The organism is Ruoffia sp. FAM 20857 (genome assembly GCF_045528645.1).
Taxonomy (GTDB): Bacteria; Bacillota; Bacilli; order Lactobacillales; family Aerococcaceae; genus Ruoffia; species Ruoffia halotolerans.
On the sequence record NZ_JBGQRB010000016.1, the window covers coordinates 18,536 to 40,303 of the forward strand.

Annotated in this window: 24 protein-coding genes and 1 pseudogene; 7 read left to right on the top strand and 18 right to left on the bottom strand. The window is 34.5% G+C overall.

Features of this window, described 5'->3' with window-relative positions; genetic code table 11:
• Positions 1 to 175 precede the first annotated feature (175 nt).
• The 8 genes from ACEN4N_RS05220 to ACEN4N_RS05255 form a co-directional block, all read right to left on the bottom strand.
• Positions 176 to 646, bottom strand: a complete 471-nt coding sequence (locus tag ACEN4N_RS05220) for a QueT transporter family protein (RefSeq protein WP_138403360.1) — start codon at positions 644 to 646, stop codon at positions 176 to 178.
• A gap of 1 nt (position 647) precedes the next feature.
• Positions 648 to 1,292: a 7-cyano-7-deazaguanine synthase QueC gene (gene queC / locus ACEN4N_RS05225; protein ID WP_407093818.1), complete on the bottom strand. Its 645-nt coding sequence runs from the start codon at positions 1,290 to 1,292 to the stop codon at positions 648 to 650.
• An 18-nt stretch (positions 1,293 to 1,310) separates the two neighbouring features.
• Entirely contained in the window at positions 1,311 to 1,808 is a 498-nt protein-coding gene (gene queF / locus ACEN4N_RS05230; RefSeq protein WP_338488864.1) for a preQ(1) synthase, read from the bottom strand.
• A gap of 171 nt (positions 1,809 to 1,979) precedes the next feature.
• Entirely contained in the window at positions 1,980 to 2,936 is a 957-nt protein-coding gene (locus ACEN4N_RS05235) for a nucleoside hydrolase (RefSeq protein ID WP_407090030.1), read from the bottom strand.
• Between the two features lie 169 nt (positions 2,937 to 3,105).
• Entirely contained in the window at positions 3,106 to 4,038 is a 933-nt protein-coding gene (locus ACEN4N_RS05240; protein WP_407090029.1) for an FAD:protein FMN transferase, read from the bottom strand.
• Between the two features lie 78 nt (positions 4,039 to 4,116).
• The gene (locus ACEN4N_RS05245) at positions 4,117 to 5,364 is read right to left on the bottom strand and encodes an NAD(P)H-dependent oxidoreductase (protein WP_407090028.1); all 1,248 of its coding nucleotides are present in this window, start codon (positions 5,362 to 5,364) and stop codon (positions 4,117 to 4,119) included.
• A gap of 18 nt (positions 5,365 to 5,382) precedes the next feature.
• Complete coding sequence (locus tag ACEN4N_RS05250; RefSeq protein ID WP_407090027.1) at positions 5,383 to 5,988, bottom strand: NADPH-dependent FMN reductase; 606 nt, start codon at positions 5,986 to 5,988, stop codon at positions 5,383 to 5,385.
• Positions 5,989 to 6,006: 18 nt separating this feature from the next.
• Positions 6,007 to 6,888 (bottom strand): helix-turn-helix domain-containing protein, encoded by an 882-nt coding sequence (locus tag ACEN4N_RS05255; protein WP_407090026.1) that lies wholly within the window; start codon positions 6,886 to 6,888, stop codon positions 6,007 to 6,009.
• Positions 6,889 to 7,124: 236 nt separating this feature from the next.
• Here ACEN4N_RS05255 and ACEN4N_RS05260 point away from each other — a divergent pair, with 236 nt between their 5' ends.
• Positions 7,125 to 8,171, top strand: a complete 1,047-nt coding sequence (locus tag ACEN4N_RS05260) for a DNA/RNA non-specific endonuclease (protein ID WP_407090025.1) — start codon at positions 7,125 to 7,127, stop codon at positions 8,169 to 8,171.
• Between the two features lie 46 nt (positions 8,172 to 8,217).
• Here ACEN4N_RS05260 and ACEN4N_RS05265 read toward each other — a convergent pair whose 3' ends face one another.
• A complete protein-coding gene (locus ACEN4N_RS05265) occupies positions 8,218 to 9,048 on the bottom strand; it encodes an aldo/keto reductase (protein ID WP_407090024.1) in 831 nt (276 codons plus the stop codon).
• Between the two features lie 80 nt (positions 9,049 to 9,128).
• Between ACEN4N_RS05265 and ACEN4N_RS05270 the strand changes: the two genes are divergently transcribed.
• From ACEN4N_RS05270 to nth, 3 genes are all read left to right on the top strand, one after another.
• Positions 9,129 to 10,127, top strand: coding sequence for a YdcF family protein (locus ACEN4N_RS05270; protein ID WP_407093819.1), 999 nt, complete (start codon positions 9,129 to 9,131; stop codon positions 10,125 to 10,127).
• A 31-nt stretch (positions 10,128 to 10,158) separates the two neighbouring features.
• A complete protein-coding gene (locus ACEN4N_RS05275) occupies positions 10,159 to 10,932 on the top strand; it encodes an HpcH/HpaI aldolase family protein (RefSeq protein ID WP_407090021.1) in 774 nt (257 codons plus the stop codon).
• Between the two features lie 77 nt (positions 10,933 to 11,009).
• A complete protein-coding gene (nth, locus tag ACEN4N_RS05280; RefSeq protein WP_407090019.1) occupies positions 11,010 to 11,633 on the top strand; it encodes an endonuclease III domain-containing protein in 624 nt (207 codons plus the stop codon).
• A gap of 56 nt (positions 11,634 to 11,689) precedes the next feature.
• Here the strand turns inward: nth and ACEN4N_RS05285 are convergent, their stop codons facing one another.
• From ACEN4N_RS05285 to ACEN4N_RS05295, 3 genes are all read right to left on the bottom strand, one after another.
• The gene (locus ACEN4N_RS05285; protein WP_407090018.1) at positions 11,690 to 12,199 is read right to left on the bottom strand and encodes an AI-2E family transporter; all 510 of its coding nucleotides are present in this window, start codon (positions 12,197 to 12,199) and stop codon (positions 11,690 to 11,692) included.
• A 165-nt stretch (positions 12,200 to 12,364) separates the two neighbouring features.
• Positions 12,365 to 12,793: a hypothetical protein gene (locus ACEN4N_RS05290; RefSeq protein WP_407090017.1), complete on the bottom strand. Its 429-nt coding sequence runs from the start codon at positions 12,791 to 12,793 to the stop codon at positions 12,365 to 12,367.
• 30 nt (positions 12,794 to 12,823) lie between these two features.
• A complete protein-coding gene (locus ACEN4N_RS05295) occupies positions 12,824 to 13,321 on the bottom strand; it encodes a cupin domain-containing protein (protein WP_407090015.1) in 498 nt (165 codons plus the stop codon).
• 399 nt (positions 13,322 to 13,720) lie between these two features.
• Here ACEN4N_RS05295 and ACEN4N_RS05300 point away from each other — a divergent pair, with 399 nt between their 5' ends.
• Both ACEN4N_RS05300 and ACEN4N_RS05305 read left to right on the top strand, forming a co-directional pair.
• A complete protein-coding gene (locus ACEN4N_RS05300; protein ID WP_407090014.1) occupies positions 13,721 to 14,977 on the top strand; it encodes a glycine betaine/L-proline ABC transporter ATP-binding protein in 1,257 nt (418 codons plus the stop codon).
• Positions 14,970 to 16,729 (top strand): annotated as a pseudogene (locus ACEN4N_RS05305) (ABC transporter permease/substrate binding protein). The gene ACEN4N_RS05300 and the pseudogene ACEN4N_RS05305 overlap by 8 nt, the downstream one beginning before the upstream one ends.
• A 78-nt stretch (positions 16,730 to 16,807) precedes the next feature.
• On the opposite strand, the gene ACEN4N_RS05310 reads toward ACEN4N_RS05305, so the two are convergent.
• A complete protein-coding gene (locus ACEN4N_RS05310) occupies positions 16,808 to 17,935 on the bottom strand; it encodes a hypothetical protein (RefSeq protein ID WP_407090013.1) in 1,128 nt (375 codons plus the stop codon).
• Positions 17,936 to 18,098: 163 nt separating this feature from the next.
• Here ACEN4N_RS05310 and ACEN4N_RS05315 point away from each other — a divergent pair, with 163 nt between their 5' ends.
• Positions 18,099 to 18,548 (top strand): Ohr family peroxiredoxin, encoded by a 450-nt coding sequence (locus ACEN4N_RS05315; RefSeq protein WP_197103390.1) that lies wholly within the window; start codon positions 18,099 to 18,101, stop codon positions 18,546 to 18,548.
• A 54-nt stretch (positions 18,549 to 18,602) separates the two neighbouring features.
• Here the strand turns inward: ACEN4N_RS05315 and ACEN4N_RS05320 are convergent, their stop codons facing one another.
• From ACEN4N_RS05320 to ACEN4N_RS05340, 5 genes are all read right to left on the bottom strand, one after another.
• On the bottom strand, positions 18,603 to 19,202 hold the full coding sequence (locus ACEN4N_RS05320; RefSeq protein WP_407090012.1) for an SOS response-associated peptidase: 600 nt from the start codon (positions 19,200 to 19,202) through the stop codon (positions 18,603 to 18,605).
• 13 nt (positions 19,203 to 19,215) lie between these two features.
• Positions 19,216 to 20,016, bottom strand: coding sequence for a fumarylacetoacetate hydrolase family protein (locus ACEN4N_RS05325; RefSeq protein WP_407093828.1), 801 nt, complete (start codon positions 20,014 to 20,016; stop codon positions 19,216 to 19,218).
• 196 nt (positions 20,017 to 20,212) lie between these two features.
• Positions 20,213 to 20,620: a hypothetical protein gene (locus ACEN4N_RS05330; RefSeq protein ID WP_407093820.1), complete on the bottom strand. Its 408-nt coding sequence runs from the start codon at positions 20,618 to 20,620 to the stop codon at positions 20,213 to 20,215.
• 12 nt (positions 20,621 to 20,632) lie between these two features.
• Positions 20,633 to 21,133 carry a hypothetical protein gene (locus ACEN4N_RS05335; protein WP_407090010.1) on the bottom strand — a complete coding sequence of 167 codons (501 nt, stop codon included), beginning with the start codon at positions 21,131 to 21,133 and terminating at the stop codon, positions 20,633 to 20,635.
• The gene (locus ACEN4N_RS05340) at positions 21,123 to 21,668 is read right to left on the bottom strand and encodes a MotA/TolQ/ExbB proton channel family protein (protein WP_138403338.1); all 546 of its coding nucleotides are present in this window, start codon (positions 21,666 to 21,668) and stop codon (positions 21,123 to 21,125) included. Before ACEN4N_RS05340 ends, ACEN4N_RS05335 begins: the two co-directional genes overlap by 11 nt.
• Positions 21,669 to 21,768 lie beyond the last annotated feature (100 nt).

Below are 21,768 nucleotides of genomic sequence, written 5' to 3' on the forward strand. Positions count from 1 at the left end.
TGGAATTACCAATAGCAGTGTTCCGTATAAGGATTCAGTCGATTGTTCGATTTACTATTTTTTAATTCATGCATAAAACTTGTTTTTTAAATTTGAGGTGTTTGCAATTCAAAAATAACAAAAAAAGCAGAAATCTATTTAGATTTCTGCTCATTGATGAATTAAATTAATACATTTAATGTGCCATTTGTTTTATGAAAGAAGAGAGATATCTCTCTACAACAAATGTACCTATTAAAGCTACGATAATGTTAGATATCGCAACACTGATGACACTTACCCAAAACGGTGCGCCCACTGCATAATGCAAGGTCGCCCCAACCACGATGCCACACCATATTCCATAAGCTATACTTTTAATGTAAGCGGATTTGAATAATCGGTTAAACACATAAAGAGTCACGGATTGAATTAGAAAACCCGATAATATATCAATTGGCCCTAACGGACTAAAAATATTACTGATCATCACACCAAAAAGTATTCCTGGTGCTAATTTAGGTTGATAAAATGGAACTGGTACTAATAATGTTGACACTCTAAACTGAAATATCCCACTAGAGATAGGGTTAATTAAAGTCAAGGCCACGTATAATGATGCTAACAACGCATTATTAACTAATTTTTTTGTTTTTATACTTTGCATTTTATGCTACCTCCAGTCCATTCGCTTCAAAAGCTTTTTTGCGGTCAATACACGTACCACAAACTCCACAAGCAGGGTCAGTCCCTTTGTAACAGCTGTAAGTTAGCTCATAAGGTACCTCCAATTCAATCCCTGTGGCTACAATATCTTTTTTTAACCTAGTCATGAAGGGAGCTTTTATTGATACAGAATTATTTGTACCAAGCTGAATCGCTTGATTCATTGTTTGAATAAATTCAGGCGAACAGTCAGGATAAACTGTTCCTGACTCGTCTTGATGTGCACCGAAGTAAATTTCATCAGCTCGATACTGTTTAGCCAATGAAGCTAATATTGCTAAAAAGACACCATTTCGAAACTCTACTTCTGTATTAAGTTCATTTGATTCTCCATATGCTCCCTCAGCAATTGGGATATCGTTATTTAAACTCAAGGCAGATTGACTATCTGAAAAAATTGAACTTAAATCCATAATTTTATGTCTGACTTGATAATATTCACTGACTTTTTGAGCGGCTAGTAATTCCATTTGTTCATGTTGTTGATTATACGTAAAAGTAATTGCTAATATATCTGGATCGGTTGCTTTAGCAAGAGCTAAGGCCGTAGAGCTATCAACTCCACCACTTAATAAAACTAATTTCATCATTATACCCCCTTTAACCTAACGGTTATCCACTTTCTCAGGATATAAATCATGATTTTTAAGTCGTTCCCAAGCCATATCTTCCCACTTTGTTCCGGGTTGACCATAATTACAATATGGATCGATCGAGATTCCACCACGAGGTGTGAATTTACCCCATACTTCAATATATTTTGGTTCCATCAGCTTAATGAGGTCTTTCATAATGATATTCATACAATCTTCATGAAAGTCACCATGATTACGGAAACTGAATAAGTAAAGTTTTAATGACTTACTTTCAACCATTTTCTCCCCTGGAACATAGCTAATGTAAATAGTCGCAAAATCTGGTTGCCCTGTCATTGGACATAAAGACGTAAACTCGGGACAATTAAATTTAACAAAATAATCATTATCCAAATGCTTATTTGGAAACGATTCTAAAATTTCTGGCGCATAATTATCCAAATATTTAGTTCCTTGATTCCCCAACAAACTCACATTACCCATGTCTTCATTACTTCTACCTTGCATTTTTTCTCTCCTTTTCGGCAAATTGAAAGCAACAAAAATAGAGATGTCTATATAACATCTCTAGAGTTTTAACTTAAAATTAGCCCTAGTTTTGTTTAATGACAGGATGGTTACGAACTGTCATATTTAATTATACTTTATTATAACTGAATAAGGTTACAATGCAAAGGCTTAATCTACTTGTCTTAAAACATGCTGGACTCTTTCAATAAATCGCCGAGTAAAAAGTTCACTATCTACATCTAAACACACTGTCATAGACTTATATGGTCGATTTAATAAGTCTAGATTTCCAATGGTTCTTCCCTTCGCATCACCTTCAGTTTCTACTTTAAGATTAATTTTTGTTGTTTGAGTAACAATTGAAGGGTTCAGTGCGACTTCCACTGCTAAAGGATCATGCATAGCGCCACCAATCTCAGCATTATCAAATTCATTAGTATAGTAGTAATTAGCCATTTCAACCATAGCCTCGCTTGCTTTTGTACCTATTGGATGCCAAGACGAGATATCTGTCCCTTTAATCATTGTCTTGAGTGTTACATCCAGACCAACTAATGTCATTGGAATATCACTAGCGAAGACATATTGAGCAGATTTAGAATCTCTATGAATATTTGCTTCGGCATATGGTGAAACATTCCCAGGTACTGTTAGTGCACTCCCCATACTTACAATTTTACCAATCTTTTCAATGGCTTCTTTATCTTTTTTAATTGCATCAGCTAAATTGTTCATAGGTCCAGCCGTATATAATATTAACTCTTCCCCAAATGTATTTGCAGATTCAATGATGAAATCCACTGCACTTTGTTTACTAGGTTGTCTTTTCGGTTCACCTAATTCAACGTTTCCGATACCATTCTCTCCATGGATATGTAATAGATGTGGTTGAGGTTCATAGCTCGTCTCACCCCAAGGCGAACTCGCACCTTCAAAAACTGGAATATGACTATGACCTAGTAAATCAAGTAAGTTTATTGTATTCTTTGTTGCGTTTTCTAAAGTGACATTACCAAAACTTGTAGTGACGCCAATAAGTTCTACTTTATCAAAACTAAGTGCATACGCTAAAGCTAAAGCATCATCCACACCCGTGTCTAAATCCATAATCATCTTCATTGTCATCTCATTCACCTCCACCGTCATTTATTATTATCTTATCTAAAGTATAGTTGACTCATCTAATGATAGCTAGTTATCGTTACGTTTAAACACTCCTCAAAATAAAATGATCGCATTCATAATTATTTCAAAATTCAAAAACAGCTCCTACTTGAGAGCAAGAGCTGTACACTTAGTCTATTTTTATAACATCATTCACTAATCCATGTGTGATTAAAATTTCACTGTCTTTTGTAATAACAACCGCTTCTACATCTTGTATTTGATTTATTTGTTTTATAATATCATGCGCTTCGGCTTTATAATACATCGTTGTATAGAGTTCCCCTGTTAAAGATTCTTTAGAGACTATTGTTAAACTTGCGATATTATTTTTGACTGGATAACCTGTCTTACTATCAAATATATGATGATATTCTTCGCCATTATAGACAAATGTTCGCTCATAAATACCTGAAGTAACAACCGATTTATCTTTAACCTTCAATAATCCAACTAAATTATTCCTTGTCATGAAAGGATTTTGAACCCCAACTCGCCATAACGTGTCTGGATTTGTTGGATGACTTCCCAGTAATAAGACATTACCGCCTAAGTCAATGATCCCCTTTTTAACGCCTGCTTTTTTCAAGAAGTGTTTGATTTGATCAGCAAAAAAGCCTTTAGCTAATGCACCTAAGTCAATTTCCATCCCTTTTCTTTCTAAATAAACACTTTGTTTCTCGTCATTTAACTGAATCAAATTAGGGTCAATGAGTGTTAAGCGTTCGTCTATCTCGGCTTGAGTTGGAACTTTTGCATCAGAAAAACCTATCTTCCATAGTTTGATTAAGGGGCCAATCGCAATATTTAATGTATTCGATAAATCTACACTATAGACTTTGCCTATCTTAATGAGTTCAAATATATCAGGGTCAACAGCAACAGCTTTGATACCAGCAAATTGATTGACCTTCATCAATAAACTGTTCGCATCATTCGCGCTAAAACGATTTTCGTAATCTAACAATCGTTTTTTAGCTTCGTTTAACAAATAGTGCGAAAATTCATGTTCGATTTGTAAATTAATCGTCGTACCCATTGCTTTAAAAGTAATACTTTCCATATTTAAAACCCCTTAAATCATTATTTAGCCAAAAAAGTTCGAAGATTTACCTCCGAACTTTTACTAAATTATATCATATTAATGTGAAGATGCACCTGATACTGTATCCACTTCTGGTTCTGCTGCATTGCTTTGTGATGCACCTGAAACTGTGTCAGCTTGTTTATTATCGCTTTGTGAAGCGCCTGATACTGTATCTTTTCCTCCAACTAATTCTTGACCAGTTTGTTGTAAGTACCAATCAACTGTTGGTTTAATATCCATAATATATTCATTAATTCCCATGTAATTACCTTCATCATCACGAATTGCTTGATAGTTGTGAACCACAAATTTATCTGGCCCATGTGTTGGTACGTGAACACGGACAATATCTTGTTTTCCTGAACGTAATTGTGAGATAACCCATTTCACATTTTTGTGTGTACGGTCTGGGTGACATGCACCAAGAGGGTTTCCTGGTTGTTCTGGATAACGTTTGGCGAACATTTCTTCTGAAGGTAGAACGCTGTTATAGTATAAGAATTGGTTGTTACTATCAGCAAACGTTAATTCCATTGGCATTGATCTTAAGAATTGATCAATTTGGTTCACTGTTAGGATACCTCTATTAAGTTTGACATAGTCATTTCCTGTCGCTGGGTTTACTTTTTCAGCTGCTTGTTCTACCCAGTCTGGAGCCGTCATCTCTACACCTTCAATTGTTGTGTCAATCTTTCCATTAGCAAATAAATCTTCCTCGATTGGTTTTACCACTTCAGTTGCTCCCCCTTTACCTTCTAATTCTGAAACGACTTTAATAAATCGGATGAATTTTTCTAAGCAAGATGCTAAGAAGTTTATTGTTCCTTGGTCTTTTAAATTATTCTCTTCGTCAAATGCTTCTTTCACATTCCCTAATAAGAACTCATTCCCCGGTAGTACAATCGCATTGACACCTGGTGAGTCTAAGATTTGTCTTAATGAAAGTTGAGCACGTGAAGATCCTTGTGAGAAGTACGATGCACCGACAATCATGACAGGTTTATTTTCGAATGGATGAATTTTAAATGATAGCCACTCAATTAAGCTTTTTAGAGCTGCTGGAATAGTATGATTATGTTCTGGCGTTGCGATAATCACACCATCAGACGCTTCAATTCTTTTAGCAATATCTTGAATGACGGGTGATTGAGTTTGGTCATCACTTTGGTTAAATAATGGCACTTGATCAATCTCAACAATATCTAAATCAATTAATTTGTTAAAATGTTTTTGGATAAACTGTAATAATAAACGGTTATACGATTCAACAGCATTTGATCCAACGATTCCTACTAATTTCATATTATCTTATCTCCTTTATTAATCTTCCCAAGTATAGTCATCTGCTTCTCTAACATTAACAGCATGTGCTTCCATTAATTGCCCAGTAATCTCAACGAAAGTTAAGAAATCTGAGAATAAGCCCTCAAGTAATTCAATTTTTTCTTTTGAAATTAATTGCCCTTGTTCATCAAATGCTTGTAATGAATGATCTAATAAGTATTCTGAACTTGGCATAATTCTAGCTTTTAATTCAGGTGAATCCAGAATTTGACGGGCATGCATTTGAGCACGTGATGAGCCTAATGTTCCATATGATGCACCTACAACCATAACAGGCTTATCTACGAATGGATGCGTTTTAAATGATAACCAACTTAAAGCATTCATTAATGCCGCAGGTACCGAATGATCATATTCAGGTGTACTAATGATTACTCCATCAGCTTGTTCAACTTTATCTGATAACTCTTTAACACTCTCTGGTAATTCAATACTTTTATCTTTGACAAACATTGGTAATTCTTTAATCTCAACTAATTCAATATCGACTTTATCAGAAAAATGTGTTTCCATATATTGTAGTAACTTACGGTTAGTTGAATTATTTGAGTTAGTCCCAACAATTCCTAATAATTTCTTCATTTAAATATCCCCTCTTATTTAATATTCATTTTTTATATATTTTTCCATTGCATCAAGTTCTCTTAAGGCAATTTTATTTCGATTAATTTTTGAATAGGCCCGGGCGTCATAAATTAAAGCTAAAATTGTATCTTTAGATTCTTTTATGGTAATTGCATTTTTTGCTAACTGGATTGCCGCCCTTGCTAGATAATATGTCACATGGTTATCTGAGCAAATAGAAACGGCATGTTCAGCTAAAGCATTACTAATATCTATCTCATCAATATGTGCATAAAACTTACTGCATTCAAAGACGATGTGTAACACACGCCAAACTTCTTCCATATGATGAGTCGGAAAATCATAAATTCGATTTAAGACTTTCGCAAAGTAAAACTCTGCTTTTTCTAACTCGCCTATTTGCTTAAAGATAATACCACTGCCTGTATAAGCGAGTAATTTATATAGTTCATACTCGTTGATAAGATTATCAAGTAATATCTGATCCAACTCATACAACGTATCAATAGTTGAATGCTTATTATAAATCATCACAAATGCCTTTAAATAATGATATCGCATTGTTAATTCTGAGTTATCAATCAGGTTTAAATCGATCTTTTCCAGCAAATTCCCCGCTTTCTCATACTCACTTAAGATGAGTGAGAATTCGGCTTCTTCCATTAACTCTTTTAACTTAGAATATTTTACTCCAACTTTAGGAAATAATTCACTAAGTGGTAATTCTAACCGGTTGCATAATTTAATAAGTATTTTTAAACTCGGTACCTGACCGTTGTTTTCAAAACGACTTAAAGTTGCTTGGGTGCAGATACCTTCAGCAAGATCACTTTGAACTAAGCCCTTTTGCTTTCTAACTTCGATAAATCTTTCTATGTTTATGATATCACCCCTCAAACCACTTTTTCACACATTGTGATTACATTCACTATTGAATGTTTTTATTATACATATAACTAATATTAATATCAAGCGTTTATATAAAATTTTATATATTTATTATTTATTTAATCGATTTAAAATATTACATCGCTAATATATATTGAATATGTATAATTAAATATTATAAAGGCCTTGTAAATAAATTAATTATTAATATAATAAGGATAAACTTTGGATTAGGAGAATTTAATTTGAAGATAAATAAGAATGTATTTCATAAACTGTCAATATTCTTTATATTGACGCTACTTGTATTTCCCATTGATCATAAGTCCGCAGATGCTAACGAACAATTTATTGATAGCAGTGGCTTCTCGATTACACCAGAATTGCCGAAAAGTGCACCAAATGTGCCTGAAGGTGAGACTTATGTCGAGATTAATAATAATATCCCTTACTTTACTAACAAAGATATTACCGCAACAAAAACATGGGTGGAATTTAGTCAATTAGATGACTTAGGTCGCGTGGGTGCTGCTAACGCAGTTCTTTCTGTAGATACCTTACCTGCTGAGCAAGAGTCAAGAAACGATATCTCGGCCATCCACCCTACTGGTTGGCATCAAGGTAAGTACAAGCAAATTGATAGTGGGGGTTGGCTTTATAATCGATCACACTTAATAGGACATCAATTGATTGGTGAAGGTGTACCAGAATTAAATCTAATGACCGGAACACGATGGTTTAATATGGATGGTATGTTACCTTTTGAGAACTTTGTCGCAAGTACCATTGAAAATGATTTGCTGACCGTTCGTTACCGAGTGACACCCTACTTTGAAGATGGGAACTTACTTGCTTCAGGTGCATTTATGGAAGGTTTCTCCATTGATGATAGCGGCGAAACCCTTCAATTTAACATCTATATTCCAAATAGACAGAAAAATGTTCAGCTTGATTATGGAACTGGTCAGCATGACGGGGAATATATTGAGCAAACAGCAACCACAGCGCCAGCGAACAATGATCACCCTGGCACTACTTTATACTTTACTGGGAATGCGATTGTGAACAGCTCTTCTTCGAATCAACCGGTCAATTCCGATGCGACTGAAGGTCAAGGTGAGATAGAACCTGCTGGTTTTGCTGAAGTAGCAACAGAAGCTCCTGTAGAAGAATATGTCTCATATAAAAATTGTACTGCTGTACGAGAAGCCGGCGCGGCACCAATTTACCGCGGTGAACCTGGCTATGCATCACATTTAGATCGTGATAACGACGGCATTGGATGTGAATAACAAAAAAACAGACTCCAGTTTTTACTGGAGTCTGTTTCTATATATATTAGTTTATAACTAAACGATTTAAGTAATCCATGTCAGTTGCTAAAATCTCAAAATCAAGGTCCGCATTATTATCCACATATTCTTCGTGAACTGATTTTGGTAATACAACTAAGTCTTTTTGGTAACAATAACGAATCGCAATTTGAGCTGTTGATTTATTGTATTTATCTGCAATCGTTTGAATGTCCGGATTATTTAATAATTTTCCTGTTCCAATTGGAGAGTAAGCTTCTACAATAATGTCATTTTCTTGGCAATATTGAACTAACTGCTCATCGCGGAAACCAATATGGTATTTAATTTGATTTAACATTGGTTTGATTTTTACATTCACTAGCAGTTTTACTAAGTCATCAATTTCAAAGTTTGAAACACCAATGGCTTTTACTTTACCTGCTTCATATGCTTCTTCCAATGCTCTCCATACTTGCAGATTCTCTTCAAAATATAATCTCTCAATGGGTCCATCGGAATGCATTTTGTCCCAAGGACGAGGAGCATGAATAATCACTAAATCAAGATACTCAGTATCTAAAGCCGTTAATGAGTCTTCAATGTCTTTTTTAGCTTCATCATAAGTTTTTGAAAAAGCACTTACTTTAGTAGTTAGGAAAAAGTCTTCTCGGTTCACTCCTGAAGCTTTCATCCCTTTACCGACACCCTCTTCATTTCCATAAGTGCGGGCAGTATCGATATGTATATAGCCATTATTTAACGCATAAGCTGTCATTTGTTCTGCTTCTTCTGGGCTCATTTGCCATGTTCCCAATCCAATCGCAGGGATTTCTAAACCGTTTGAAAATGTAAATACTTCTTTTAATTGTGTCATACATATTTCCTCCTAAACTTGATATGATTATGTTACCATTATTTCTTGAATTCGTATAATAAATGCACCCGGAGGATCAAATGGCAATGTCATTGTTAGTTTTTATTCTTTTATTCGTACTTTGTTTTGTTATTTATAAATATGAACCTAGAACTATTTTTTTAGGTCTGGTCATGATTTTAGTCGCAATTCAAAGTGTTGTTATGTTTCTGATTTTTAACTTTAATAATTTGGCGCTAATTATGGGTATAATATTAGTTATTCTATTCTTAATTATACCTGTGGTTTTGACTATAGGTTTCTTAAGCAAACATAGAAAATTGTTCAAATGCTTAATAATTAGTTTGTTTGTCGGTATTATCATTTCTCTTCTATTGTATCTGAACGAAATTAATGTCATCGAAATACTTCAACTCCCTTTAATTACATGGGGAATTGGTTACTTTGTTTGTGGTATTTGTTTGGGTATACTAGTCGTTAACAGCTATCTTCTTTCGGCTCTGATGAATTTATTTAGTAAAGAGAAACCAAGCGTAGATTATCTCATCGTTCTAGGCGCTGGATTGAATAAAGAAAAAGTGACTCCTTTACTTGCCAAACGAATTGATAAAGCAATTCAAGTATACAAAGAAGCCCCTGATTTAATATTAATTATGTCTGGTGGCCAAGGTGATGATGAGATGATTCCAGAGGGACTAGCCATGGCTAATTATGCAATAAGCCAAGGTGTCCCAAAAAATCATATTATTATTGAAGATCAATCTGTAAATACATATGAAAATATTTTATTCTCAAGTCAGCACTTTGCCTCTGAAGATGCTTCATTTGCAATTATCAGTACAATGTATCATTTGTTTAGAGCTGAATTGATTGCTAAAAAACTAGGTTTAAAATCTGTGAGCTATGGTGCTGAATCAGGTAAGAACTGGGTATTCAATGCGAATGCTTTTATTCGAGAGTTCTTTGCTTATTTATATATGCAATTGAAGTGGGTTGTTTTATTTTCAATTCTTTATACCCTATTATACAGTTTGTTGCACTATATGGCTTTGATGAATGTGCTCCCATTACCTTTATGATACAGTTAACATAGAATTAAGGGGGATAATAATGAAAGAAAATATGATATTAAAGAAAATGCAGGCAGGCGAACAAGTAGTTGGCATGTTCTTTGAAATGTTTGGAACTTCTATCGTAGAATATTTAGGTATTACGGGATTAAATTTTTTCATTGTTGATATTGAACACAGTACATTTACCACGGAATCACTGTTGGAAATTGTTCATACAGCTGAATTACGTGATATGTCTACTTTAATGAGAATAAAAGATATTCGTCGATCGAATGTATTACGTCCATTAAATGTTGGTGTTCAAGGGTTAATTATTCCAAATATTCGAACTGTTGATGAAGTTAAACAAGTGGTTGATTGGGGGAAGTACGCACCCATTGGTAACCGTGGATTTTCCCTATCTCGTGTCACTGATTTTGGTTTTAGTGATAAAGTTTCCAATTTACCAGCCTACTTTAAAGAGCGTAATCAAGAAACGTTAATCATCCCACAATGTGAAACACCTGAATGTTTAGAGAATATCGAAGAAATTTGTGCGATCGATGGTGTTGACGGTATCTTTGTTGGTCCTTTTGATTTAACGATTGCCTTAGGTATTCCCGCTCAATTTGATCACCCTATTTTTAAAGAGGCTCTGGCTCGTATTTATAAAGCATGTCGTGATAACAATAAATTCACTTTAATTTTTGGGGCAAATACTGATCAAGCTAAAAATTATATAGACTATGGCTTTGATGCTGTTACTTGCTCAATGGATGTTACAATTATGATCGAAGCCTATAAAAATATGTTAGAAACAGTTAAAAAGTAAATTTCAAACTTGTTATTCCTGTAAAATATTTAATTATATACTATAATATAATTAAAACTTATAGTAGGAATGATAAGATGCTAAGTAGAACAGATGCCAAAATCGTACTTAATGAAATTATGAATTTATATCCAGATGCAAGACCTACCATGCGATATGAGAATGCCTTTCAATTATTAATGGTTGTCATTTTGAGTGCGCAAGCAACAGATGCTTCCATTGAAAAAATTCAGGACAAATTATTTGAACGATATCCTTCGCCTGAAGCGGTCGTCGAATCGAGTATTGAAGAGATTGAAACGTATATAAATACGATTGGCTTATATCATAATAAAGCGCGCTATATTTTTATGAGTAGCCAGCAGTTATTAGATAACTTTGGAGGAGAGGTTCCATCTACACGTAAAGAATTAACATCCTTAACCGGTATTGGTCCGAAGTCTGCCAATATTATCTTGAGTGTCGCGTATGGCGAAGCTGCTTTTGCAGTTGATACCCATGTAACGCGAATATGTAAGCATCACAACATTGTTGACGATGATGCGACAGCTCAAGATATAGAAAAGCGTGTAACAGAGATCCTGCCCCCTGAGAAATGGGGACATGCCCACCAAGCAATGATAAACTTTGGAAGAGAAATCTGTAAACCACGTATCCCTCTCTGTAATAATTATCCACAATTGTATGCGCATCTAGACTAGAATTTTTTAAACTCAAAACACAAAAGGAGCACAGATATTCTGCGATCCTTTATTATTTAATCATAATAATTGTTTAGCTGTCCTTCTCTACGGTATTTATTACGGACTTGGCGATATGCTGCTATGAATGGTATTAATACAGATGCAACTACAATCCCAAGCACATTAAATATAACCGCACATATGATCATAATGACTGCTGGTAACCAGAATGGTAGTTCTAAGTCTTTTCCTAAGAAAAATGGTTCAATTAATTGTTCGATAATTTCGACTCCAATGTATAGGAAGAGTAATAACCACCCTTGACTTGGATCACCAAATATCCATTCAATGATTACCCAAGGTATGAATGCAATGCCCGCACCGACGACGGGAATTAAATCTAATAGACTAATCCCAATCGCAAATGCAATAGCATGACCAGGTTCATAGCCAATTCCCCAAAAGCCTAGAAAGAGTAGTAATATTACAATACCAATGACTTTTACTTCAGCTTTTGCAAATAGCCAAATATTTCTAACTCCTGTTGAAAATACTTCACCCCAAAATTGTGTATTTAAATTCATTAAATCTATCCTCTCATTTATTACAGATTGATTTTGTTTTTTATTTTTTAGTATAGTTATATTTTAACAAATTTAGTATAAAAACCATCCGCCTTAAGACGTAAATACGCTTCATAACAAAAGACGCATTAAACAATTAGTCAGTTTAATGCGTTTATTTTAGATTTATTTTACAAAGCCATTCCATTTGGTCTCAAGCAAATGATTTATATTTTCTTTTTGCCATTTCATATTGAGAATAGCCTTATTGCACTTTAAAATCATGCTCTTTTGTTCACCATAAAATTTGATTGTGATTTTATATTGAATTAATCCTTTTTTCGCTTTGAAAAATTCAATATCTTCGGTTGGAATAATTGCATACTCTCCACTTAAGTCTCCTAAAGTTGTAACGGATAAAAATAGTAGATTGTCAGGAGTAAAATACACAATGTAATAATCTGAAGCTACTAAAAATTGAAACTTATTATACATTATTGAAGCCATTAAACCTGGTTGTGTGTAACCATAAATATAATTTTTATCTATTTGGCTTTCTGGCATAATTTCGTCTATTAGGGCTTCGATATTTTCTGATTTGCTTGCTGTGTTCATAGTATACATCTCACTTTCATTTATACGAAATCAATCCTTTAAAAACGATTGTCCCGTGACAGGGTCAAGTTCCGGCTTGGGAACTTGTATAATGTTCTCTTTTACTTTATCATACTCACTTATTTCTCCATAGCGCATGTCGTATGAATCTCCATTCGGATATGCGCCTACAATTATGAAGTCTTCAGTTGAATCCATCTTTTTATGCGCTGTTCCGGCTGGTAGGAATACGACATCCCCTTGAGTAAAGGTAATAATTTTTGACTCAGGACCTCCCAATTGTACCCTCGCTGATCCGGAAATACATGCTAACACCTCATGGGCAATTGAATGAAAGTGATGCTTAGATAAAATTCCATTTATCCAACCATTTGAATAATGATGTTTCTCTAGAAAACCTAGAACGTCCTCTCTAGAATAGTCATTTTGTTTAAAAATCTCATCTAATGCCTTTTTATATATGACGACAGGCAGTTTGTTATTGGGAAAAGGACTATTTTCTTGAAGTTGCATTTTTATTGTTTCCATCTTATATCTCCTATCGTTATATTTATTCTAATACTTATAGTATATTATAACGCTACACTTATTAAATCGCACGAAATTTACCTTACATTATATCCGTCAATCTATCACTTGAACTTACCAACTAGTTTAAATAAAAATTACCATAGAAGGATTCTCAGTTTGTTTCTATGAATATATATACATTAGGAACCATGAAATTTTATATGATTTATATACAAAAATACAAAATGAGAAAATTCTAATCATAATATTAGGATAGCTAAATCATTGCATTGTAAGCGATAATCTAATTTAGTAAGTAGATTCATCTTTTCGTCTCATTTTACATGCATAATTATCTATGTTATTGTGAAAAACGTGATTATTACAAAAAGATTACATTGAAAAGAGGTAAAATTAGTGAGTAAATTAAGAGTCGAAAACTTAACAAAGATTTTCGGAGACAATGAAAAAGAAGCATTAGACTTAATGAATCAAGGAAAAACTAAAGAAGAAATATTAGCAGCTACAGGTGCAACAATTGGAGTGAATCAAGCTACTTTTGATGTAAAAGCTGGAGAAATTTTCGTTATTATGGGCTTATCAGGAAGTGGTAAATCTACACTTGTTCGTATGTTAAATCGTCTTATTGAACCGACAAACGGTAATGTATATATTGATGAAGCAAATGTATCACCAATGAATAAAAATGATTTACGAGATATCCGTCGTAAAAAAATTAGTATGGTGTTTCAAAATTTTGGTCTCTTCCCTCACCGTACTATTCTAGAGAATACTGAGTATGGTTTAGAAGTACAAGGCGTACCGAGAGCGGAACGTCAAAAAAAAGCGGAACAAGCATTAGATAACGCTGGCTTACTTCCATATAAGGATCAATTCCCTGATCAGTTATCTGGAGGAATGCAACAACGTGTTGGACTTGCAAGAGCGCTTGCTAACGACCCAGATATTTTATTAATGGATGAAGCCTTTTCTGCTTTAGATCCACTAATCCGTCGTGATATGCAAGATGAGTTAATTGAAATGCAAAAAACATTAAACAAAACAATTATCTTCATCACGCATGATTTAAACGAGTCATTAAGACTTGGTAATCGTATTGCAATCATGAAAGATGGTGAAGTTGTCCAAGTTGGTACGGGTGAAGAAATCTTATCAAAACCTGCGAATGATTATGTTAAACGCTTCGTAGAAGATATTGATCGTACTAAAATATATACAGCGCAACATATTATGGAAGAACCAACAGCTGTTACAACTCAATTAGAGACACCTTCAGAAGCACTACGTATTATGGTAGATGAAGGCATGAGTAACATTCTTGTTGTAGATAAAGATGAGCAATTAATTGGATATGTAACCCGCGAAGAAGTGGAATCATTACTACACCAAGGTCATGATGATATATCAAGTGCTGTTCAATCAGATGTTCCAGAAGTTGAATCTGGTGCTTTAATTGATGACTTATTCGATGTAATTCATGATTCTGAAACGCCAATTGCTGTTACAAGCAATAAAGGTGAATTAGAAGGTGTTATCGTCCGTAGTAACGTTATTGGTGCCATGACAACTGACACTCAATACGATGTTATTGAAAACAATGAGGATGATACAGAAATTAAAGATTCTAATAAGGAGGAATTAGACCATGAGTAGTTTATTAGATATGTTTCCACAGTTGCCTGTCTCAGAATGGGTTTCTAACTTTATTGATTGGATAACTGCCAATTTCAATGTGTTATTTGATTCATTAAACAATGTTGGTACAAGTTCAATGGAATGGATGACACGTATGTTAATGTTAATTCCACCACTTGCTTTTATCATAATTGTGATGTTAGTTGCCTATTTCGTTTCAAATAGAAAAATGGGCCTATCAATTTTTGCTGGTATTGGATTAATATATATTCACAACCAGAACCTATGGGGTAATATGATGAACACCCTAACATTAATTATTGTTGCAAGTTTAATCTCAATCATCGTTGGAATACCTTTAGGTATTCTGATGGCTAAGAGCTCACTTGCTGAAAAAATCATTCAACCTATTCTAGACTTTATGCAAACAATGCCAGCCTTTGTTTACTTAATTCCAGCTGTTTCTTTCTTTGGGATTGGGATGGTGCCTGGTGTGTTTGCTTCAGTAATCTTCGCCCTACCACCTATTGTTCGTTTCACTAACTTAGGTATTAGACAAGTTCCTGAAGAATTAGTTGAAGCAGCTGATTCATTTGGTAGTACGGGATGGCAAAAACTTTATAAAGTCGAATTACCAAATGCCAAATCAACGATTATGGCTGGTACAAACCAAACCGTTCTTCTTGCACTTTCAATGGTTGTAACTGCTTCAATGATTGGTGCACCAGGTCTTGGTACGAACGTATTAACTGCATTACAACGTGGTCAAGTTGGAGCTGGATTTGTTTCAGGTTTCGCTTTAGTTGTCCTAGCCATTGTTATTGATCGTATCTTACAAAGCTCAAATAAAAGTCGCGTAGACTAAGAACGGAAAGGAGAATATTTTTGAATAAGAAAACAATACATAGAATAATCGGAGCCATTCTAGCTGTTCTGTTCGTAGGTGAAATTGTATATAGTGTTAACAATACTGAACTTGCAACACGTTCAACGGGAGAGACTATCCAAATAGTTCATAACCCTTGGGATACAGAAATTGCGTCCTCAACTGTTTTAGCCTTAGTTTTAGAAGAAGTTGGATACAATGTAAATCTTGTATCGGTTGATAATGCCATCATGTTCGAATCTATCTCTACTGGAGAATCAGATGTTATGACTGCTGCTTGGTTACCTACAACACATGGGACCATTATTGAAGAATATGAAGACGACATGGTTGATTTAGGCCCAAACTTAGAAGGTGCTTCTTCAGGAATTGGTGTTCCAAGTTATATGGACGTTGATTCGATTACTGATTTAGATTCGCAAGCAGACCAAACCATTATTGGTATCGAGCCTGGTGCAGGTGCCATGATTCAAACAGAAGAAGCAATGAGCCATTATGACAATATAAGGGATTGGGAATTAGAAGCACCATCTACTGGAGCAATGTTAGCTTCACTAGATGGAGCAATTCAAAATGAAGAAGAATTTGTCTTTGTTGCTTGGACTCCCCACTGGATGTTCTTAGAGTATGATATTAAGATGTTAGAAGATCCTGATTTCGTATATGGTGAAGCTGAAGATATTTATACTTTCACTCGCTTAGGCTTTGCGGAAGATCATCCTGAAGCTAACGAAATTGTTGATCGTTTCTTTTGGAAAATCGATGACATGGAAAATGTGACATTAGCAATGCAAAATGGTACGGATAACCGTACAGCAGCCCAGAACTGGATTGATGAGAATCGCGAAACTGTGGATTCTTGGTTAGAAGGCGTATTTGAATAAAATTAATCATTTTAAGAATCACACCCCTTTAGGAAATAATCCTAATGGGGTGTGATTTTTACTTTAATATTCTAATGCTTAATAGCGCAATCTTGCAGAGACATTAATTCCTTCTGGCATATCATCGTCTGGAACAATATAAATCTTTCCTTTAGCAGTTGCCACTTTTGTTATGAGTTGTTTTAAGAAGTCTTTGTCTGATTCTTCAAAACTACCATTATCAGTGATTGTCCCGGATTGGCTATAACCTTTATTTACTAATAACTCTTCAATTCGCCCTTCTATAGCACTCATGGATAAATCATCTAATTGATTATCAACTCTAAACTTAGGCGCTGTTTCTCTAAAGCGATTGAACATGGTCTCTTGTTCTTTTTTAACAATTTCAATATTTTTGTTCAATGCTTTTTCTTGAACAGTATTGAAATTCGCATTTGCACCTGACTCTTCAATTCGCCCATCAATTAAGTATGGGTTTTTTGATAATTCACGAAATACAGCTTGATTTTCTGACAAAGCATATAGAATGAGTGGTAAGTCACGAGCTGAAGAATAATTTTCATGAATGTAATTGTCAACTTCTCGGAAGTAATTCTCACGATCTATGTCTTTTTCATGACTTGTATCATTATGACCATGATAGCCTTGTTCTCCTCCACCTGTCGCACTATACGCACCTGAATTGGCTCCTCCACCAGTTAATTCTGAACCTAGAGCATCATTTAATGTTCTTGGTGCATCATCATCTTCAAAGTCAATTTCTTTAACAGAAGTAGCATCCCCTTCGAATAAACGAATATCCTCACGATTTAGAATTAATACATGATATTGGTTCGTGTACTGATAATTTTCAATCAGTGGTGTTAAATTTGGTGCTTTACCTACATTAACTAAATTAGCAACCGGAATACCTAGGTGGTAATAGTAGACTTCGTCTTCTGTAATATATAATGCGAGTCCTCCTCGATAAGTTACTAACTCAACGTCATTGACTTTCGCTCTTTCAATCTGTTCTTGAAACTTGTTTGAAACTTCTTTGTCGCATTCTGCTTCAACTCTCTTTTTAGCCTCTTCTAAAAGATTATTCAATTGAATACGATCTTGATCAGAGCTGACAGATGTTGCATGCAACTCCATAGCAATTGTCACGAATAACTTATCAACCTTCTCTAACTCTTTCGCCGGAAAGGCAGTTAATTTAATCATAGTGAAACCCCTTTCTTTCTTGTAATACATTAATTGTAACAATATCTCTCTTAACTGTAAAATCATACACATTGAGATATCACACTATATTAGTACAGAAAAGTTGCATCCCAAATAATTATTGGTAACCTATATATATAGAACTTATGAAGGATGATAATTAATGACAGAAAAAAGACGTTATACGACTATGGCAGTGAATACTGGTGGACGTCATGGAATTAGTCGTTTAGTAGATGGTAGTTTTGAAGTGGATGTTGCAATGCCTAAAGAAATGGGTGGCCCAGGAGAAGCTGTCAATCCCGAGCAGTTATTCGCTTTAGGTTGGAGTGCTTGCTTCCATTCAGCTTTAGAACGCCACAAGAAGACGTTTGGTGCAGAAGGTGAGTCAAAAGTTGGCGTTGAAATTGGACTTAATACTGACCCTGAATTCGGCGGTTTTAAACTAGTGGCTAATATCGAAGTTGGTATTGAAGGCTTATCGTTAACAGAAGTGCAAGAAATCGCTGACCAAGCGCACGGTGATTGCGCTTATTCAAAAGCGACTCGTGGAAACATCGATTCTAAAGTTACTGCCATCGAAACATTCTTTATTGAAGACGTAAATAATTAAACTCTTAAAAAAGCAAGCTTATAAACTGTTTAAGAACAGTCCATAAGCTTGCTTTTAATTTGTTACTTGTTTAAAGGTTAAATCTATAGTTAATGTGAGAAGTATTTCTTGGAGCTGATTTGGATCAGTATTTAAATTCAAATACTCCTTCTCTGTTTTCTTATCTAAAATGACGGGAACTCTGTGATGAATGTCAGCCATTTGCCCCACTGAATCTTTCGTTAACATCGAGTAGGTCAATGTACTTGAACCATCTTCATTGTCGTAACGCTCACAAATCCCTGCAATTGAGAAGATATCTAAATCTGTTACGGCAATTTGCCAACGCTCTTTCTTCTCTTGTGAATCAACTTCCTTAAATTCATAAAACGAAGTGGCCGGAATCAAACAACGTTTACGTTTAAAAGGTTCAATAAATGTCTGCTTTTCCAATATTGATTCTAAACGTGCATTAATCAGAGGTCTCTTAGCGAAACTAGGCGTAAATCCCCATTTAATCGCATAAAATTTATTATTTGGAAGTAAAATGAGGTTATTTTGACTTGGATAGTACACTTCTCTCTCATCTTCAGGTAAGTTCGCATCTAATTCTGTACCTTCATAACGATCCAGTAATGCTTTTTTATTCTCTAAAAAACTATATTGCCCACACATCGTTAATCACTCCTTAACTAATACGATTCGTAAGTGTTCCAATACCTTCTATTGCGATTTGTATCTCGTCACCAGAGTCTAACCACTCTTGTTCTGTTTCATCATAGCCTAAGATAACACCTTCGGGTGTCCCTGTAAATATTAAATCACCGGGTTTAAGCGTCATATATTTTGATATATAAGAAATAATTTTAGCACAGTTAAAAATCATTTTATCTGTATTTGATTGTTGAACGATTTTACCCTTGCGCGTAGTAGAAATATTTAATTGATTAGGATTTATACTGTCTGACGTCACAACTACTGGGCCAATGGGCGCAAATTTGTCTGGGGTTTTACCAAGTAACCATTGGCCTGATCTAAATTGTAAGTCTCGTACTGACAAATCGTTCCCAATCGTATAACCAAATACATAATCCAACGCTTCTTCTTCAGACACGTCTTTGGCAGTTTCTCCCATAATCACAACTAAATCACATTCATAATCAATTTGTTCGCCTTCTAATGATTTAGGTATAACTTCCCCATCCACAAAAAGAGCGTTGTTAAATTTACTAAATAAGACCGGTTCTTCAGGTACATCTAAGTCTGGACCTTCTGAGACATGGTCTAAATAGTTTAAACCGACACAAATAATTTTTTCAGGTCGACTTACTGACGGTAAAATATGTAAATCTTCGTATTTTAAATAATCAGATTCAATAAAAGATGCTTTATTTTCTTCAATAATTTGTTTAATTAACGGAAATTGTTTCTCCTCAATGAATGATTCGAGTGAGCCTTTTGGCTCTTTATCCGTGTATTTACTAAGGATATCAAGTGAAAGAACACCATCTGGTGTAAGTAAACCTACATGGCTTGAATCTTTATGACTGTAACTAAGTAATTTCTTTGTTTAATTTCTTTCATTATTAAGATTATAAAGCGTTTTCTATATTGACATTATAACGAATAAACAAATAGAGAGCCAAGATTCTGATGAATCTAGATTTCTCTATATTTTAGTTATATTAAGATTGTTCCTCAGCTTCTTGGAAATCAACTTGAGAATCAGTTAAAGTTTCAATGACTGAATCATAAGTAGCTTTAATCGCATTATCATCTGTCACAGTATAAGTAGTAGAGTCTTCCTCATCGCTCACACGTGATTCTACTTCATCTTCTGTCACAGCTTCATTATCCCAAAAAATATCAGATTGAGAAATCGTTATATTTACGTGTTTCGCTTCCTCATTCCCTTCACCAACACTGCTGGTTTCATTTATCGTAGTCTCTGTCGTTTCGGTTCCGTCGCCTAAACCACCATCTAACCAGCCACCTTGCGTGACTCCGAAGCCTCCACCTACTAATACTAAGGTTGCTACAAGCCAACCCCAAATACCGAATTTACTTTTTTTCTTATTGTCTTTTCTAGCCATCATTACCACTCCTTATTCAATTTTATTACTTTGATCGATTAACTGTTCCTGATACACAACTGTACTATTCGAATTTTGATCTATTTGTGTTATTGCTGATAGAATATTTCGATAATCTCTTAAAAATATTTCCTCATTATTATAAGTAAACGAAACAATGATAACTTCTTGTTCAATTGTCTCGATTTGAGAGGAAAGCCATGAATATAAGTCTTGAGTTTCAGGTTTTTGAACTTCCGATCCATCTTCCAAAACTAAATACATGGGATCATTATCCAAGCTGGATGGAAAGACAATATTTACTTTCCCAATCGATTGTTGATACGTTTGATACCAAATTTGTTCTGAATGCGTTTGAGGCATTTGTGTTTGTTCTAAATGGGTAACCTCTTCTTCTAATTCTGTAATCGTCTCCGCTGTTGATTGAGACTGTGTCGCTAATACCATAAATAATAATATTAATATCACATCAAGCAAAGGAGTTAAGTCAACAATCATTTCTTTAAATTTCATCGTAAGGGGCCTCGTCATTTCGACGCGCATGTCGTTCGACAATCGCATCTTTTCTTAATAAATATGTTTGGACTAATTCATTATTCTCCTCCACCCTCGCTTGTAAATAACCGTTTAAAGCTTTGAAGATAATGGCGAATACAATCCCCCAAAATGTTGAAGTCAATGCCATAAAGAATAAACTTGTATCTAATTCACCAACCATCGGTATTAATGAAATGACTGTTCCTAATAAACCCATCAAGGGGAATATCGCACAGACGTTTGTAAATAATACATAGAGACTATTACTTTTCTGACGCTTTTGGAGAATTTCTTGCTCACCATCTGAATCAAAATATAACTCGTAATGTTTGTTCATACTTTTTTGATTTTCTTTACCTAGAGCCACATTTCCCCGTGGGATTAAAATATTAAATAATTGCTTACAGCTTTCTAAGCATTTGTAATAAAGAAACGCTGCACCAATCGCTATAATAATAATTAAAAAATCAAATTTAAAAAAATTATCTAATATTGGTTGAAAAAATTGCAATGACTATTCACCTCTAATCTTATGTGGTTTAATCATACCATTTTACACGTAATTTACGAAGAATATAACTTTATCACAGTAAATTTATTTCATTTTTTTC